13 protein-coding genes are annotated in these 16948 nt (G+C 59.1%); 6 read left to right on the top strand and 7 right to left on the bottom strand.

Going from position 1 to position 16948, the window contains the following annotated elements; translation table 11 throughout:
- Positions 1-79 precede the first annotated feature (79 nt).
- On the bottom strand, positions 80-457 hold the full coding sequence (locus PspR76_RS16180) for a hypothetical protein (protein ID WP_159956780.1): 378 nt from the start codon (positions 455-457) through the stop codon (positions 80-82).
- Positions 447-1394 (bottom strand): hypothetical protein, encoded by a 948-nt coding sequence (locus PspR76_RS16185; RefSeq protein ID WP_159956782.1) that lies wholly within the window; start codon positions 1392-1394, stop codon positions 447-449. The genes PspR76_RS16180 and PspR76_RS16185 overlap by 11 nt, the downstream gene beginning before the upstream one ends.
- Before the next feature lie 366 nt (positions 1395-1760).
- Here PspR76_RS16185 and PspR76_RS16190 point away from each other — a divergent pair, with 366 nt between their 5' ends.
- Positions 1761-2663 carry a lipase family protein gene (locus tag PspR76_RS16190; protein ID WP_159956784.1) on the top strand — a complete coding sequence of 301 codons (903 nt, stop codon included), beginning with the start codon at positions 1761-1763 and terminating at the stop codon, positions 2661-2663.
- Between the two features lie 151 nt (positions 2664-2814).
- Here PspR76_RS16190 and PspR76_RS16195 read toward each other — a convergent pair whose 3' ends face one another.
- Entirely contained in the window at positions 2815-3825 is a 1011-nt protein-coding gene (locus tag PspR76_RS16195; protein ID WP_159956786.1) for an AraC family transcriptional regulator, read from the bottom strand.
- 167 nt (positions 3826-3992) lie between these two features.
- Between PspR76_RS16195 and efeU the strand changes: the two genes are divergently transcribed.
- The 4 genes from efeU to efeO (PspR76_RS16215) are packed head-to-tail and all read left to right on the top strand — an operon-like array spanning position 3993 to position 8214.
- Positions 3993-4838: an iron uptake transporter permease EfeU gene (gene efeU, locus PspR76_RS16200; protein WP_159956788.1), complete on the top strand. Its 846-nt coding sequence runs from the start codon at positions 3993-3995 to the stop codon at positions 4836-4838.
- 10 nt (positions 4839-4848) lie between these two features.
- Complete coding sequence (efeO, locus tag PspR76_RS16205) at positions 4849-6051, top strand: iron uptake system protein EfeO (protein WP_159956790.1); 1203 nt, start codon at positions 4849-4851, stop codon at positions 6049-6051.
- Positions 6052-6065: 14 nt separating this feature from the next.
- The gene (efeB, locus tag PspR76_RS16210) at positions 6066-7370 is read left to right on the top strand and encodes an iron uptake transporter deferrochelatase/peroxidase subunit (protein ID WP_159956792.1); all 1305 of its coding nucleotides are present in this window, start codon (positions 6066-6068) and stop codon (positions 7368-7370) included.
- A gap of 25 nt (positions 7371-7395) precedes the next feature.
- On the top strand, positions 7396-8214 hold the full coding sequence (gene efeO / locus PspR76_RS16215) for an iron uptake system protein EfeO (protein WP_159956794.1): 819 nt from the start codon (positions 7396-7398) through the stop codon (positions 8212-8214).
- Positions 8215-8261: 47 nt separating this feature from the next.
- On the opposite strand, the gene PspR76_RS16220 is transcribed toward efeO (PspR76_RS16215), so the two are convergent.
- The 4 genes from PspR76_RS16220 to pssA form a co-directional block, all read right to left on the bottom strand.
- Complete coding sequence (locus PspR76_RS16220; protein ID WP_237235670.1) at positions 8262-12098, bottom strand: hypothetical protein; 3837 nt, start codon at positions 12096-12098, stop codon at positions 8262-8264.
- Between the two features lie 178 nt (positions 12099-12276).
- Positions 12277-13464, bottom strand: a complete 1188-nt coding sequence (locus PspR76_RS16225; RefSeq protein ID WP_159956796.1) for a hypothetical protein — start codon at positions 13462-13464, stop codon at positions 12277-12279.
- A complete protein-coding gene (locus tag PspR76_RS16230; RefSeq protein ID WP_159956798.1) occupies positions 13379-14854 on the bottom strand; it encodes a hypothetical protein in 1476 nt (491 codons plus the stop codon). The genes PspR76_RS16225 and PspR76_RS16230 overlap by 86 nt, the downstream gene beginning before the upstream one ends.
- A gap of 60 nt (positions 14855-14914) precedes the next feature.
- Positions 14915-16258, bottom strand: coding sequence for a CDP-diacylglycerol--serine O-phosphatidyltransferase (gene pssA, locus PspR76_RS16235; RefSeq protein ID WP_159956800.1), 1344 nt, complete (start codon positions 16256-16258; stop codon positions 14915-14917).
- Positions 16259-16383: 125 nt separating this feature from the next.
- Between pssA and PspR76_RS16240 the strand changes: the two genes are divergently transcribed.
- Positions 16384-16947: a TetR/AcrR family transcriptional regulator gene (locus tag PspR76_RS16240; protein WP_159956802.1), complete on the top strand. Its 564-nt coding sequence runs from the start codon at positions 16384-16386 to the stop codon at positions 16945-16947.
- Position 16948: the final 1 nt, after the last annotated feature.

The following is a 16948-nucleotide window of genomic DNA, read 5'->3' on the forward strand; positions in this document are numbered from 1 at the left end:
ATTTTTAGCCCCGCGCCCCATTCGGTCGCGGGGCTTTTTTTGTTTGGCGGCTGAGGAACGGCTTTTGCTGAGCAGTACTTCATTGACGTAGCCAGATAAAGGCGCCGCAAACGAAGAAAAACAGGCCGACGAAGAACATGCCTTGGAAAAGTCTTTTAAAAACGCGAGGAAATTCCTGAACTTGCTGCCAGTCAATGAGACCGCGCTTTAGAAACCGTTTCGGCAATAACACGACAACTGCAACCGCATTGAGCCGCATCATTCTTCCGCGCGGCGAGTTATCCCAAAACCGTGAGTGGAAGGCAATAAAACTGCATTTATTCAGAAGGTGCTCCATGTATTCCAGTCGGCGATAGGCCAAAAAAGCGTAGATCACCAGGACAACAGTGAGCGAAAAAAACAAAGCTAACCCCAACGATAAAATGAAATGTGGGCTTAGGAATTCTTCAATATTCATAGAGTGTTTCACCCACCATTTGTCCACCACGCCCTCCAAGTTCTCCTACTGCTAAGCCCCCCGCCGCGCCACCGATCAATAGACAAGCCAGTGAGCCCGGACCGGTAGTGGGCGCCAATATGGCAAGACACAAACCTGATCCAATCGCACCACCTCCTAGACCGCCTAAAACGCTTCCACCCAGCTTGCTCACTTCCACATATTTCGCCTTCGTGCATTGCTCTTCCCTCCCCGTCGAGCACGCTTCCTTGATCTCAAGCGCAGTGGACGTCGTGCTCAACGCAATCCCTAACGGCGTTCCCGCCTTAAGCACTTTTGCCGTCCTGGCAATATGCGAAATCCTCTCGGCATAGCGACTGATTTCCCCTGTATGCAGATAACTGCGAGTGGAAATACCCAGCATTTTCTTGATCGAACTTTCCTGGCGCAAACCCGTGCCATAACGGGCGAACCCGCGCATCTGCGCCTCCAACTTAGCGAACAGGGTTTGGCGGCGAGCCAGGAAGTCGTCCCGCACTACGCCGCCGCCATGTCGCAGGGATTGTTTGTGCAAGGCATCAATCTCTTCAAGCGTTTTACCAATGTCTTGCAGATGTCGGCTCCAGGCATCACCGGCTGAGCCGATCCCAAGTGACGCATAACCGAGTATTTTCTGTAGCAGGTCATAGTTGTGCAGTACAAAGGCATCCCCACCTTCGGCCATTAGCTCATGCCGTATTGTCCAGGCGGCTTGCATCAGGCGGGATTCTTCCAGCGTACAGGCGGCAGTGGAATCATCACCCATGATTACCAGTTGCCCTGGCAACACCACAACATTGCGTATATGGGAATTAAGGACATCGAACTTGGCTTCGGCGTGTTTACTCAAGCGCAAGCTGGCCTTGAGTTCTACCGAAGTCTGTTGCCGGTCGTTGATAAACGCATAAGGCTGAGGCATCAGAAGCCCCTCAGCAATTTAAACAACGTTGCGTAGCGATACCGTGCCATCCATGCATTCCTGATCGACAGAAGATGGCGTCGAAATATAGAGAGCTATCTTTTATATGTCCTGCTGCCGCCCAGTAGATTTGGCGGCTTTTCTTACTTTGGGAAACAGACTACTCAGTAGCAGCCTATTTCTTTCAATACTTACAGCTCAAAGCCTACTTGTGATGTAAAGAGCTCCCTGGGTTGGTCGCTTCCAGCCAATTTTTAGCCCCACGCCCCATTCGGTCGCGGGGCTTTTTTTATGCCGCGTGCGCCAAGCTTAATACCGTGGGTATGCTTCAATCATTCACAGTGATGACTTCACAAGGAGCCTCCGATGGATCGAATGACTGCTGCACCCTACGCATTACTGGTGATGTATGCCTGGGACATGTGCGACATCAACCCGCGTCAGATCCCGCCGCAGATCGACCCACGAATAAAGGAAACGGGATGGAATGTGGTTGGGTTTCTTTCGGGTTCAGATGACATTTGGGTGTCTGGCCTTGGATTGCGCTCGACGATGATCGGCGCCTCTGACGACCAGCGCAGTCGCGTCTGCTACGGCTATGTCGCCCAGCGTAACGTCCAGGGCCAGGACCAGTACGTGGTGGCGATACGCGGCACGGACGGTGCGCAGGAATGGGGCGACGACCTCGACTTCCTGATGATGAGCCACCCCAACCCGAAAGCAGGCCTGGTGGATCAGGGCTTTTGGGAAATCTACAGCACGATGCAGTTCCATGGCCTGGACGGTGCACCGCCGGTGCCGCTGGCGCTTGGCATCCGCCAGCTGACGGCGGCAAATCCGCCGATGGTGTTGGGGCATAGCCTGGGATCGGCGCTGGCAACCTACCTTACCCTCGACCTCAACCTGCAAGGCTGCAAGGCGAGCGCCTGCCTGTTCGCCTCACCCAAGACCGGCAACAAAACATTTGTGGAGTTCTTCGAAACGCAGGTCAGCAACTACGACCTCTTCAATTACGCACGCGACGTTGTACCGACCGTACCGAAGTGTGACGTGCTGCACTTCTCTGTCTACTACGCGCTGCAGCAGGCCAAGACAATCCCCGCCGATTGTTCAAGTTTTGCGGTTCAGGACAACCCGCTGTGTAATCACCATCTGATTTGCTACACCGCGCTGCTTGATCCGTCGGCTTACAAGCAAGCCATGGCCGACCCGGCTTGTACACCCGATGACCGGCACTGCGCATTGTGTGTGCTGCCCGCCACGGGTTGAACAAATGAGGAAGTTGCACTCGGTTAAAGGGTGGGAGCGGGCTTGCTCGCGAATGCGTTGGGGCCTGTACTGGTGAGTCGACTGACACACCGTCTTCGCGAGCAAGCCCTCTCCCACCTTTTGACCTCATTACATCAGGTAGACCTGTATCTCACCCTGCCTCGTTAAGGATCAAACTACGGTAATGCCCAGGATTGGACCCCGACCACTTGCGAAATGCCTTGTAGAACGAACTGGCATCGGCAAACCCCAGCCGCGCGGCAATTTCGGCAAAGCTGATATTCGCTTCGGCCAGCCAGACAATTGCCAGTTCCTTGCGCACGCTGTCCTTGAGCCCTTGATAGGTCTGCCCCTCATCTGCCAGGCGGCGGCGCAGGGTCGAGGCGGAAATACACAGGCTGGCCGCCAGGCCGTCGGTTTCCGGCCACAGGTCGGGCGACATCTGGCGCAGGTCGTGTTTGATGCGCGTTGCGAGGCTGTCAGGGTCGCGGTACTTGACCAGGATGTTGGCCGGCGCATGCGCGAGAAAGCGCTTGAGTTCTTCCGGGCTGCGCTTGATCGGCAGGTCCAGGCAGTCGGCGGAAAAAATCATGCGGGTGCGCGGCCGGTCAAAGCGCAGGTTGTCGGAAAACATCACCCGGTAATCGTCACAGAAGTCCGGTTCCGAACAACGTAGTTCGATGGCCAGGATCGGGATACGCCTGCCTGCCAACCAACAGGCGACGCCATGCACGATCATCCAATAGGTGAAATAGGTAAACGCGCGTTTAGGTTCGGGTTCGAGCAAGACGATTTCCGCCAGGCTCTGTTGACGCACCAGGTGTGCGGGCATCTGCTCCAGCATCAACGACAGAAAACCCAGGCCGGTTTCCAGGCTGGTGCCCAGGCTCGGTTGCGCCATCGCGGTGCGGCACAGAAAAGCCAGGCTGCCGGACTTGAGTGCGCGCGGGTCCATGCCAAAAAATTCGTCGTCCATGCGCCGCGCCAGCAGGCGCCACAGGCGTGCATAGGCCGTGGCGGGCACGCGGGCGTCGGGCTGGTCGAGCAACGCCGGGTCTATCCCGACCTTGCTCAACGCCTCCACCGTGGCCGCGCCGGGCGCGCAGCTTTGCAGCAAGGCTTCGCGCACAAGATGGATAGAGATGGTGTCTTTTTCCGCCATGGGAATCGGGCTATTCAATACTGCAAAAGATGGGGTGCATCATAAGGGCGGTTGCGATTCGCCACCACCGTTCAGCCGCAGTTCAGCAAAGGTCAATATTGCCTGTTTAGTAATGAGTATCATTATGTTACAAATTAGCATCCTATCCAGTCTTGATGCGGTGCCGAATGCTCGTTCCCTTTCTAATCATGCTGCGCGAAGGCATTGAAGCAGCATTGATCGTTGGCATCATCGCCAGTTACCTGCAACAGACCGGCCGCGGCCAGTGGATGCCCGCCGTTTGGATCGGTGTGTTCCTCGCCGCTGCCCTGGCCTTGCTGGTGGGCGGCGGCCTGGAGCTGGTCAGCGCCGAATTCCCGCAAAAACAACAGGAGCTGTTCGAAGGTGTGGTCGGCCTGGTGGCCGTCGGCATTCTCAGTTCCATGGTGTTCTGGATGCGCAAAGTCGCGCGTTCCATCAAGCATGCCCTGCACGAATCCCTCGACCACGCGTTGGCCGGCTCCAGGCACCAGGTGATCGCGCTGATCGCCATGGTGTTTTTCGCCGTCGCCCGCGAAGGCCTGGAGACCGTGTTCTTCCTGCTCGCGGTGTTCCAGCAGAGCGAAGGCCCCGGCGCGCCGATTGGCGCCCTGCTCGGCCTGATCCTGGCGATCATTGTCGGTTTCCTGATCTACACCGGCAGCATGCGCCTGAACCTGGGTGCGTTCTTCCGCTGGACCGGCCTGTTCATCCTGGTGGTGGCCGCCGGCATTCTCGCCAACTCGGTCCAAGCCCTGCACGAAGCCGGGGTGTGGAACCACCTGCAAACCGTGTTGTTCGATTTCAGCGCGACGCTGCCGATGGATGGCCCGTTGGGCTCGGTGCTGGCCGGGATGTTCGGCTATCAGGATGCGCCGACTGTCAGCACCCTGGGCGCTTACCTGATTTACCTGGTGGTGGCACTGGTGATGTTCTTCCTGCCGTCGGCCCCACCCAAGCCTGTCGCCAACACCTCTTCCGTTTCCAGCCAGTAAGGACCGTCTCTTGTCCAACCCAAACCCTCAACCGGCTCCGCCTTCCCGCGCCTTGCGCTGGGCGGTGGCGGGCTCGGTGGTCGTGATGATCGGCGCCGGTGCGCTGTTCTATTACGCCTCGCAATTGGCCGCCGCCAAGCGCCAGACCAACCACAATGAAATCGCCGTGACGATCCATGGTCACGCCTGTGAGCCCAACGAAATTACGGTACCTGCCGGGCGCGCGAGTTTTCGCATCATCAACCGCTCCGACCGCGCGGTGGAGTGGGAAATCCTCGACGGCGTGCTGGTGATCGAAGAACGCGAAAACATCGCGCCGGGTTTGAGCCAGGTGATCAACGCCAACCTGTTGCCCGGCGACTATGCAATCACCTGCGGGCTGCTGAGCAACCCGCGCGGCACGTTGCATGTCACGCCGACTGCTGAGTCCGACGCCCAGGCCAAGGCCAAGCCGTCGATGGTGGCGTTTATCGGCCCATTGTCGGAGTTTCGCGTGTACCTGAGCGGCCAAGGCAGCGCATTGGTCAAGGCCGTGACGGCCCTGCAGCAAGCCATTGAAGCGGGCGACCTGGCCCAGGCGCAGGCGCTCTATGTGCCGGCCCGTGAGGCCTACCAGCGTCTGGCGCCGGCGTCGCAACGCCTGGCCGAGCTGGATAACGCGATCAACGCCCGCGCCGATTACTTCGAAAAACGCGAGCAGGACCCAGCCTTCAGCGGCTTCCACCGCCTCGAATACAGCCTGTTCCAGCAACACAGCCTGGAGGGCCTGAACCCGATTGCCCAGCGCCTGGTCACCGATGTCACCACGCTCAAGCAACAGTTGCTCGCGCAGTCGCTGCCACCGGAGCAACTGGTGAGCATTGTGGTACGCAACCTCAACAGCCTGGCGGATGTACGCGCCGCCAGCGGTGAAGAAGAACGCTACAGCCATATCGACTTGAATGGCTTTGCCGCCAACCTGGAAGCCGCCCACAAAGTCGTCGAGCTGATGCGTCCGCTGCTGACCAAATCCGCAGCGGACCTGCTGCCGAAAATCGACAGCGCCCTCGCCGCCTTCGATACCCAGCTCAATGGTTTGAAAGTCGACGGCCAGTACAGCCGCTACGACAGCGTCACGGCCGATCAGCGCAAGCAGATCGCCGACAAGGCCAAGGCTCTGGCCGTTGCACTCGATGGAATCGACCCCGCCCTTGGCCTTTCCGGCCTGCAGTGAAGACGACCTACTACATGAGTGATTCAGAACAGTTTTCTGCAACCCGCCGCCGTGTCCTGCTGGGCATGGCGGCCACCGGCGCCGCGATTGCCGGCAGTACCCTGACCTGCCCGGCGATGGCCGCTGCGGCGGAGCAAGTCACCACCGCACCGCGCAGTGACAAGACCCAGGACCACCACGACTTTTTCGGCAAACACCAGACTGGCATCGTCACCCCGCGCCCGGCCTGCGGCATGGTCGTCGCATTTGACGTACTCGCCAGCGACCGTGAAGACCTGGAGCGCCTGTTCCGCACCCTGAACGAGCGCATCGCGTTCCTGATGACCGGCGGCACCGTGCCGCAAGTCGACCCGAAGCTGCCGCCCACCGATTCCGGGATTCTCGGCCCGGTGGTCACCCCGGATAACCTGACCATCACCGTCTCCGTCGGCGAGTCGCTGTTCGATGAGCGCTTCGGCCTCACCGCCGTCAAGCCCAAGCGCCTGAGCCGCATGGTCGGCTTCCCCAACGACGCGCTGGAGCCGGCGCAGTGCCACGGCGACCTGAGCCTGCAGTTCAGCTCGAACACCCCGGACACCAATATCCACGCCCTGCGCGACATCGTGAAAAACCTGCCGGACCTGCTGCTGGTGCGTTGGAAACAGGAAGGCAGCGTGCCGCCGCAAGCACCCGCCAAACCTGGCGAGCCGGCGCAGAGCGCGCGTAACTTCCTCGGTTTTCGTGACGGTTCGGCCAACCCGAACTCCAACGACGACAAGGCCATGGACCAGATTGTGTGGGTACAACCGGGCAGCGACGAACCGGCGTGGGCCGCCAATGGCAGCTACCAGGCCGTGCGCATCATCCGCAATTTCGTCGAGCGCTGGGACCGTACCCCGCTGCAAGAGCAGGAAAGCATCATCGGGCGCGTCAAACCCACTGGCGCACCGATGGATGGCGACAAAGAAACCCAGGTGCCCGATTACAGCAAGGACCCGGAAGGCAAGTTGACCAAGCTCGATGCGCACATCCGCCTGGCCAACCCGCGCACCCCGCAGACTCAGGCCAACCTGATCCTGCGTCGGCCGTTCAACTACTCCAACGGCGTCAACAAAAACGGTCAGCTGGACATGGGGCTGTTGTTCATCTGCTACCAGGCTGACCTGGAGAAAGGCTTTATCAGCGTGCAAACCCGGCTCAACGGCGAGCCCCTGGAGGAATACCTCAAGCCGGTCGGCGGCGGGTATTTCTTCACCTTGCCGGGGGTCACCGGGCCCAAGGATTTCATTGGGCGCACGCTGCTCGCTGCAACGCACCCTCAAACCACTGCCAACACTTAAAACAAACCAGAGCGGAAAACGTCCCATGAAGAAGTCGACTATCGCGTTGTCGTTGTTAATGACCCTTTCGCCGCTGGCAGCGTTCGCCGCTACCGCGCCGCTGGACCTGGTAGGCCCGGTGTCGGACTACAAGATCTACGTCACCGAAGAAATCGGTGAACTGGTCACCCAGACCCAGGCGTTCACCGATGCGATCAACAAAGGCGACCTGGCCACCGCCAAGAAGCTCTACGCGCCGACCCGCGTGCACTATGAGTCCATCGAGCCGATCGCCGAGCTGTTCAGCGACCTCGACGCCTCCATCGACTCGCGCGTCGACGACCACGAAAAAGGCGTGACCGCCGAAGACTTCACCGGCTTCCACCGCATCGAATACGTGCTGTTCTCGCAGAACACCACCAAAGGCCTGGAAACCCTGACCGCCAAGCTCAACACCGACGTCAACGACCTGAAAACCCGGGTTGACGGCCTGACCTTCCCGCCAGAGAAAGTCGTCGGCGGCGCCGCCGCGCTGCTGGAAGAAGTTGCCGCGACCAAAATCTCCGGTGAAGAAGACCGCTACAGCCACACTGACCTGTATGACTTCCAGGGCAACATCGACGGCGCGAAGAAAATCGTCGACCTGTTCCGTGGCCAGATCGAGAAACAAGACAAGGCCTTCCTGGCTAAAGTCGACAAGAACTTCGCCGCCGTGGAAAAAATCCTGGCCAAGTACAAGACCAAGGATGGCGGCTTTGAGACTTACGACAAAGTGAAGGAAAACGACCGTAAGGCCCTGGTAGGCCCGGTCAACACCTTGGCTGAAGACCTGTCGACCCTGCGTGGCAAGTTGGGCTTGAACTGATGCAACGCCCTGGCATTCGGCCGCACTAAGCGGCCGAGTGCCGGGGATCAAGCAGCCGGTTGGGGTTTGAAGTGCTCCAATGGCGTGCGATCCGGTTGCTGGCTTGCCGGGTTGATCGCGTACCACGAGCCATGTTTCTGCACCGCCACGACCTCCTTGGTCCCGCTGAAACCTTTGCGGGCGCCCGGGAACTGGTTAATTGCGCGTGCCCCTCCTGAAAACGATGTATCCCACGCGCCTGCAGTCCAGCGCCACTGCTCGAAGATTTTCGGCGGGACGTAAATATTTGAACCCAGGCGAACCCGAACGTTGTTGGCGACTTTACTCGCCCCCTTAAGGCCACGCGGCACCGTGCGCATCAAGTCAGGGATGTTTTCCAAGGGGTTGAACAGCCCGCGAATAAAGGATGCCCCACCTTTGAGCCCAGCCAGGGTGAATGGCTTGCTGCTGAAAGGCACCAGCATTGTCAGGCCCTTGGCAAACGTCTTTGCGCCAGCCAGCCCACCGGTGATGAGAAAAGATCCAATATCTATCAGCAAGCCCTTGACGCCCGCCAATGTATTGCCCTCCACCAAGTCGGCAATCGCCCCCACGAACGGGATAAGGTTGAGTAACATGCGGGCATTTTCGGCGGTAAAATATTTGCCCGGCTTAAAGGGATAAGTCCGTTTGTGCAGGTCTGACGGTTCGTTGGCGAATGCAATCCGACCCGCGCGATTGTCATCAAAACTATGCTCCAGCAACCGGTCCACTAACTGGGAAGTTATGGAAGACGTAAAGGTGTTTGGAATGCGATGGTGAGTATGCGCCGCAGGCCGCTTCAACGGCTCCCCAAGCTTTTCAACGATCACCTCCGACGATACGCCGGGGCGCGGGGCCACTCCCTTGTGAAAGGCCTCGAAATCAATGGGCAGTACGGTGCCTCGGTGGAATTGGGTAGCGACCTCATTAATGGTCAGGTTTACTACAGGAATTTTGACATGGGGTTTAGTGCCATCGCGTATCTCGCCACCCAGTTTCAAATCATCGGGCAAGCCTTTTATCTCGCCCATCGTCATTGAGTTGGGGTAAATCCCCCAGTAACCATATTTAGGCTTGGCCTGACCGGTTTCGTAACGTATCAGGACGCCATGCCTGCCTTCGTTTTTTGCAACGTTCGATTCGGGCCCGTTATCCTGCTTCAAATCGTCGCCAGTCGGCGCCCTTAAGGTAAAGCACTCGATTTGCGGCGATCGCTCCAACGCCATGCGCTGCTCGAGGGTCAATTGCGTGAACATCAGCTTCAATGCGGTGGCCTGGGCTGCTCGGGTGGCCGCGATGTACGTGTCGACCCCTGGCGCCACCAACGGCTCGATCCTGGGTAATTGCTTGATGCGCTCTCTGAACTCGGCAAGAGACACTTTGGGGTGTATAAACGCGCCGTCCGTCCATTTCTCAAGTGTGCCCAGCGCCGGCTTATTTTCGCTTTGATTCATCAGAATCACGTCGATCAACTTTTTCGATTTGAGGTTATATGACCTTTTCTCGAAAGCAGCCGCAGCAATGCTTGTCGGGGGGTAGCCATCCAGCGTGATGTTGCGAATTTCCTCCTGGGTCATTTCCGGGAACAGTATCGCCAGCTGTTCGACCAGCAGGCTTGCCTGGGTGGGCGGCTCGCTCAATAACGTGGCAAAGGCCTCACGCGTCTGGTTTTCGCGCGTGGTAAAGGCTGTCGCCGCGGCCTCGTAGTCACCCGGTGAGTATTTGCCATCTGAACTCGCGGGAAAAATCCCCGACATCACCCCCCAGTCCAACAGTGACTGCACGCCCAGCTCCTTGAGCAACGCTTCCTGTTCAGGCCCGGTAATGTCCTGGCGTGCCAGCGCCAGCGCTTGCGTGAAGTTCACGCGCGAATCGCCCGCGATTGCACACCCCAGGCGCAGGTTCATCCAGCCGGTGGAACCGACCTTGATGTTTTCCGGGTCCTGATTGAACGCCTGCGCAGCATCGGCGGCTAAGGCCGGGTCTCTCTTGACCAGCATCTCGGGTGCCGACTGAGCCATAAACAGGTGGGCCATCAGGGCCGAGACCTTGGCGTCGACGCCTTTGCTCTCCAAATGCTGCTCGACACTCTGTCGCACCTCTTTAAGCGTACGGCCCATATTGTCCGGCTGATACAGCGAGTAACCGGCCACGTTCCCTTGAAGGCCTGGCACAGGCGCATCCACATTGAGCTTGAGTGCTGTGGCTAACAGTTGATGGCGCTCGGCCCTTGGCAGCGCCTGACCATCGGCCACGGCAAACAGCTTGAGGGACTTGGAGATCTGTTCGGCGAGCGCGACGGCCTGTGGCGAATCAAAAAATTCAGCGAGCTGACGGTCCGGGTCCGGGTAGGACTGGAACCCTGAGGGCGCCCTGGAAAAGTCCTTGAAGGCAGTCATGACCTGCGCCGACTGACCTTTGAGCGCTTCAAGGGCTTGCTCCGACAGGCCTCCCTGATCTTCCCCGTAAGGCGTCATGCTGGCGTAGTCACCTGCCAGCGCAGGGGCTGGCAATTGATTGCCGAGCCATCCCAGGGTTGCGCGTAACTGGCCGACGGTTTTCGGCGTGTCAGGTGTATAAAACGCCAGGGTCTGACGCGCGTCATAAGTGCGCGTGTTGTACAGCGCATTGCCGGTTTTTTCGCTCATTTTCACTAACTGGTCGAAATCCGCATTCATCTTGCGGGCGGCATGCCCTTGGGGGTCGTCGACTCTGGACGCGCGCTCGACCTCATCGTCGAACTTGTTCTGCAGAGAAACCCATTCACCGGCGAGATTGCGCATCTGCAATTCGCCCTCCGACAGCCTGAATTCACTCATCCTGAATTCGCTGCCGGGAAGATCAAAACCGGCTTTCTTCAGGAAGGCCTGGAATGTGGGAGATGCCAGGAATTCGAGAAACAACTGGCGTGCTTTATGACTGCGCCGATCAAGGCTGGACCCAGGCTCAATGGCGACGGCGTGATTATCCAGCTCAATCACGTAGTCATTGGGTTCAGTCGTGAACTGCGATTGAAACTGTTCGACCAGACGCGTGCGTACGGCGCTGTCGTGACGATGCTGGAGCAGCGCGTTGAACTGGCCCTCCCAGCCGTCGCGTTGCGTTTGGGCAATCGTGGGCCAGCCCTCCTGTCTAAGATGCTTGGCCAATTTCGGCGCGGCCTTTTCATTCAGGGGTGGTTTTACGCCGTAAAAATCCAATAACACATCGCGCCCGATTGAAGCGAAATCCGGGGTGCCGGGAAGCCCCAGATCACTCGGCGACAGCACTTTTTGCAGCGCATTGATCGTGTGGCTGACCTGCCCCCAGCCTGAGCCATCGGTGGTAGAAAAACGCTGGATGATTGCCTTACCCTCGCGCATTACCGTGCCCACCACGCAATCGCTGAATACCCGTATGGTTGCGGGTATCAACCCTTGAGCGCTGAACCAGGCTTGTACAGAGGGCTCATTCAGCGCCTGGTTGTACATAGCGAGAAAAGGCGCAACGGATGACTTTTGAGGAATGACGTTTTCGTTCGGCTTGCCGGTTTTTAGCCACTGGACCAGGTTTTTCTGCAGCTTGGTATCGGCCTTTTCAGCGTCGGCCCTGGCGGGGTAGCGGCGCCTTTCTTTTTGACGGGTGGCGGGCACGTCTGTGCCTTGAGCGGCGGTATCACGTTTGGGCCGGCCGGCCTGCTCCTGGAGCCGCAACTGGCGCAGCGATGGGGAATTGAAAGGTTGGAAGCGATCGGGACGCGGGTTGACAGCAGGAGCCGTGGACGCGGCAGGTTCATCAGGGCGGTGCTGGGGCGGTTGCGGTACTCGGGGACTTAAAGGCTGACCAAAAAACGTGACATTACCGTTCGCAGGGATTGGCAACATTGCAAATGTCTCTCTACCGGTTGGAGTGATGAGAGTTTTTGTCCGTAAAAACAGTCAATTACGAAAATATTAAGAAACGCCAAGTTGAGGCGTAGGGGGTTTCTCAATGTATCGAGGGAAATTATCCAAGCTAAGGCAGCCGGCCCCCCCGCGCCCCAGGGGGCGCGCGGGGGTGTTCCTACGCTGCCTTTGCGTCCAGCGGTTGAACCCCGTCCAGGGGCGTACCGATGGGCAAGCCGTTGCGGGGGTTGGCCGCATACAACTTGTCATCGACCGGCACTGCGTCAACCGCTATCGAATGGTTGTTCACCGCCTGAGTCGGGGGCTGCCTGCTACCGCCATGAGCGGCCGGCGAACGGTTCAACAACCCGCTGTGCACGCCAAGGCACAGGCGCAACTTTTCCTCCACGGCTCCCAGCGTGCTCAACAACAAGGGCCTCGGTGCCTTGTTCAGCAGTTTGGGCACCGCGATGACGCCTTTGGCAGCGCCGTGCAGCAGGTCCGCCGCGCCATCCAGCGGATTCAAAAAGCCACTGACGACGACGATGCCCTTTTCCAGAACACGAAAAGCCTTGGCACCGAAAGGCGCAACGACTTTTGTGGATTTGATCAAAGCCCCTGTGGCTGACCCTGCGCCGCCTATAAAAGCGCCGACAGTATCGAGGATCAGCCCTCGCGTACCCTCAACGATGTTGCCCTTGGCCAGCTCCATGATTGCCCCGACAAAGGGGATCATGCCGAGCAATATGCGGTCGTTTTGCCGCAACATTTCGCGCTGTTGCTCCAGTTTCAACTCGCCCTTGGCGAGCTTTACTACCGTGTCACGATGATGGACGAAGTTGCCGTACATGATGCGTCTGACGATCGCCTGCGTTCGCTCCGAGGAAAAACTGTTGGGGACTGGAACAGCGCTGTCACCTTGCGCCACAGATGAATCGGCGGGCAGTGCGTCGCCCAATTGGTCGATAATGATGCCCCTGGATTTCACCCCCGGCGCAGGCTTGGCGTCGGAACTGTAGGCCTTGAAATCAAAAGGCTGTTCCCTGCCAATCAGTTTTTGTACGTCCGATGGCGCCCAAGGGCCATAGGTTTTCCTATGATCCTCAAGCGTGCCCCCCAGCGTTAACGGCGCGACCAAGTCGTCACGTTCAACGATCAGAAACTTGTCCGCAAACACTTCAAGAAAATGCGTCACGCCCTGGAATGTGCACTCTACCAACGTACCTTTGCGTCCGCGCCGCGCTTCGACGTGACCGGGCGTTTCGTCCAGTACGAGGACTTCATCGGTTTGCTCGCGCAGGGCGAACAGTTTGACCTCGCCATACTCCAGGGCCTGACGAACAGGCAATGACAGGTTCGCAATCATTCGTGCCGTGGTGCTGCTCAACCCCTGCATGAGATTGGCCAGGCATCGCTGCGCTCAATAGCCCGAGGGCTTGCAGCATTTGCGCGCGTTCGGCGTTGAAGGCTGCAGTGGCTTGCTGAAAGTGCTCGGGTGTGTAGCGGTCGTCCGCCGGCTTGGCGTAGAGCCCGCGCATCAGGCCCCAATCGAGCAAGACGTCGACCCCATAGTTATCCAGCACCGCCGCTTCTTCCGGGGTGCGCGGATCCAACCGACTGAGGGCGATGATTTCCTGATAACTCATGGAGCGCGAACAGCCCGCGCCGCCCTGGCGCTCGGCCAAGGTGACGGCAAGGCGCAAATCCGCCCACTCGGTGGAGCCTATCCGCAGGGTCGCTGGCGTGCCGGGCAGCAGAAACTCAGGCGCCGCGCTCGCCAGAAATAGATGGGCCACCAATGGCGCGGCCCTGGGATCGAGCAGTGGATTTTTTTGCTTGAGGTGGTTTTCGACATCCCTACGCACCTCGGCCAGGGTTCGCCCGCTGTTGCCAGGCTGATAGAGGTCATAGCCGGCGATAGAACCCTTGCGCCCAGGAGCGTCAGGATCAAACTGCAGTTTGATGGCGGCGATTATCCATTGCGCACGCTCAGCGTCCGACAAGTGTGACGTACCGTTCTCGCCAAGAAAATCCCGATCCTGGGCAAGAAGGTCGCCCCAAAACAACGCCTCAGGGTTTCGAAGTATCCGCTCGAGAAAATCATCCGCTTTACTGCGCAATGCTTCAGGGGTGTTTGCACCCAGGATGCCATCAACCTCGAGCAAACGCAGGAGGTTGAGCCCGCTCGACTCGCCTTCATCATTGTCATCGTCGTCATGGCTCAGGTGGGCCACAGCGGCCTTATCGGCGGGAGACAGTTTGCCGGGTGCCCAGGTGTACGCTAACAGATGGGAATAGTTGCCCTGGGCAGGCGGCGGCGGCAATGCGGCCGTGAGCCAACGGATGGCGTTACGCAACTCACCCGCGGTCTTGGGCAGCGGCTGCCCAAGGGACTGCAGGGCGGCGTCGAGCGCAACCTTGCCGTTGACGTTGCGCGCCAACGTCGAGGTACTGCTGACCTGCACTTCCAGGCCGTCGAGCGCCACCGGCTCGTCGTCTGGCTTGCCTGCGAGATGTTGTTTCAGGATATCAGCCAGGTGCGCACGCTCATCCAAAGCCCCTATGGCTCGCCGGGCCGTTTGCGCCCGGCCCTCGAGTTCAGCCTTTTTGAGGGGCGCCAGCGTGGACCAGTCGAGCGTCGATAACTCATGCTGGACCCGGCTTACGTCACCCGCGCCGGCTGGTGGTTTCACGCCATACCAGCGCAGGAGTGCGTCGCGCGAAAAACTATCGCTGTCATCGTTGACGTACGGCAAGCCCTGGTCGTCAGGGTCAAGCGCCTGCGCAGCGGCACGTATTCGTACGAAATCTGTGCTTTACAGAATTCGGTAAAGCAACCGCTCAATGCGCACCCGACTGACCCGTCGCAGGAACTTGCCGACTGCCGCCGGGTAATCCACCAATGTCTGCAATTGCTGGTAACGCTCGATGCGCGTGGTGTGCTCGAAAATCTGCGCCAGCTCGGTGCGCCGTGGTGCCAGCCACTGGCCTTGCGGGTCATCGATCAGCAAGGCGTTTTCCAGGTCGAGTCGGAACGCGCGCGGGTTGAGGTTGTTGCCGGTGAGCAAGGTGTAGCGCTGGTCGACCCACATGCCTTTGAGGTGATAGGTGTTGTCGCCGTCGCGCCACAGGTGCAGGTTCAGCTGGCCGCTTTCGATCATCGGCTGATGGCGCTTGGCGAAGCGGCGCAGGCTGATTTCATACAAATAGGGCAACGCCGCGATCACCTTGAACGGCTCGCTGGGCGGGATGTAGAAGTCGTTGGCGGTCTTGTCGCCGACGACGATGTCGACCTTCACGCCGCGTGCCAGGGCGCGGTTGATTTCCCGGGTCACCGGCAGCGGCAGGTTGAAGTACGGCGTGCAGATGGTCAGTTGATGCTGGGCGCTGGCAATCAGCTCCAGGATCACCCGGTTCAGCGGGTTGTTCTTGCCGACGCCGAGCAATGGGCTCACCGACATATGCCCATTGGGCAACAGCCCGGTGGTGGTGTCGTAGGCGGCGTGCTTGAGGCGACTGCGCAGGTCGCCGATGTCATTGCGCAAGCTGCGCGTGGTGGGCGGGTTCGGCAGGTCCAGGCGATGCACCGCCTTGGAGGTGATCAGGCCGTGCTCCACCAGGTGCTGCATTGAGTCCGCCAGCGCTTGGCTATGGATCAAGTGATAACGGTCGTAGCGGTACTTGTCGAACTTGTGCAGGTACACGTTGTTCAGGCTGGCGCCGCTGTAGAGCACGCTGTCGTCGATCACAAAGCCCTTGAGGTGCAGCACGCCGAACAGCTCGCGGGTTTGCACCGGTACGCCGTACACCGGCACTTCGCTGGCGTGGGCTTGGGTCATGGCTTGATACCAGGCGCTGTTACCCGGCTGCTTGCCGGCACCGATCAAGCCGCGCTGCGCGCGCAACGAATCAACCACCACCACGATATCCAGCTCGGGCCGCGCCGCCTTGGCGGCGTGCAAGGCGTCGTAGATCTCCTGGCCCGCTTCGTCCTCCTGCAGGTACAGCGCAACGATGTAGATACGCCGCGTGGCCTGGGGGATTTTCTCCAGCAGGCAACGACGAAACTCAGCGGCGCCGGACAGCACCTCGATGGCCTCGGGAGACAGTGGAAAACCGCGCAGTTTGGGTAACAGGGAGCGTTTGAAGAACGACGGCATAAGGCTCGCAATGGGTCTAATCCGAAGAGGCCCCGAGCTTACACCATGGGGCTGCTCAGGTCTCGTCGGCCTGGATGGAAAAAAGCTAATTGACCAAGGAGAACGATCATTCTACTGTAAGCAACATGAACGAAATTACCAGCAATGACACCCGCGATATTATCCTCGACGTCACCGAAAAGTTGATCTACCGCCATGGCATCGCCGCCACCGGCATGGACTTACTGGTGAAAACCGCCGGCGTGTCGCGCAAAAGTATTTACCGCTACTTCGCCAATAAAGATGAGTTGGTGATTGCTGCCCTGCAACGCCGCGACGCGAGATGGATGCAGTGGCTGCGCAGCGAAGTGGAACGCAGCAAAGGCAGTGGTGAGCGCCTGCTCGCACTGTTCAGCGCCCTCAAGGCCTGGTTTGGCTCGGCGGACTTTCGCGGCTGCGCGTTTATCAACACCAGCGGCGAAACCGGCGACCCGCACAACCCGGTGCGCCTGTTGGCCAAGGCGCATAAACAGAAACTGTTCGAGTACGCGCTCGAACTGTGTAAAGCACATGGCACCCCCGAACCCGAACAGCAGGCCGCGCACCTGCTGATCCTGATCGATGGCGCCATTACCGTTGCCCTGGTGATGGGCGATTCAACCGCTGCGGATAATGCGCAATGCATGGCGCGAACCTTATTGGCGCTTTGAA

Origin of the sequence: Pseudomonas sp. R76 (assembly GCF_009834565.1) — a bacterium.
GTDB lineage: Bacteria > Pseudomonadota > Gammaproteobacteria > Pseudomonadales > Pseudomonadaceae > Aquipseudomonas.

What these genes read in the sequence shown, in the direction of transcription:
- PspR76_RS16180 (WP_159956780.1), bottom strand. Translation starts at nt 457, where the DNA reads ATGAATATTGAAGAATTCCTAAGCCCACATTTCATTTTATCGTTGGGG.
- PspR76_RS16185 (WP_159956782.1), bottom strand. Translation starts at nt 1,394, where the DNA reads ATGCCTCAGCCTTATGCGTTTATCAACGACCGGCAACAGACTTCGGTA.
- PspR76_RS16190 (WP_159956784.1), top strand. Translation starts at nt 1,761, where the DNA reads ATGGATCGAATGACTGCTGCACCCTACGCATTACTGGTGATGTATGCC.
- PspR76_RS16195 (WP_159956786.1), bottom strand. Translation starts at nt 3,825, where the DNA reads ATGGCGGAAAAAGACACCATCTCTATCCATCTTGTGCGCGAAGCCTTG.
- efeU (WP_159956788.1), top strand. Translation starts at nt 3,993, where the DNA reads ATGCTCGTTCCCTTTCTAATCATGCTGCGCGAAGGCATTGAAGCAGCA.
- efeB (WP_159956792.1), top strand. Translation starts at nt 6,066, where the DNA reads ATGAGTGATTCAGAACAGTTTTCTGCAACCCGCCGCCGTGTCCTGCTG.
- efeO (WP_159956794.1), top strand. Translation starts at nt 7,396, where the DNA reads ATGAAGAAGTCGACTATCGCGTTGTCGTTGTTAATGACCCTTTCGCCG.
- PspR76_RS16220 (WP_237235670.1), bottom strand. Translation starts at nt 12,098, where the DNA reads ATGTTGCCAATCCCTGCGAACGGTAATGTCACGTTTTTTGGTCAGCCT.
- PspR76_RS16225 (WP_159956796.1), bottom strand. Translation starts at nt 13,464, where the DNA reads ATGATTGCGAACCTGTCATTGCCTGTTCGTCAGGCCCTGGAGTATGGC.
- pssA (WP_159956800.1), bottom strand. Translation starts at nt 16,258, where the DNA reads ATGCCGTCGTTCTTCAAACGCTCCCTGTTACCCAAACTGCGCGGTTTT.
- PspR76_RS16240 (WP_159956802.1), top strand. Translation starts at nt 16,384, where the DNA reads ATGAACGAAATTACCAGCAATGACACCCGCGATATTATCCTCGACGTC.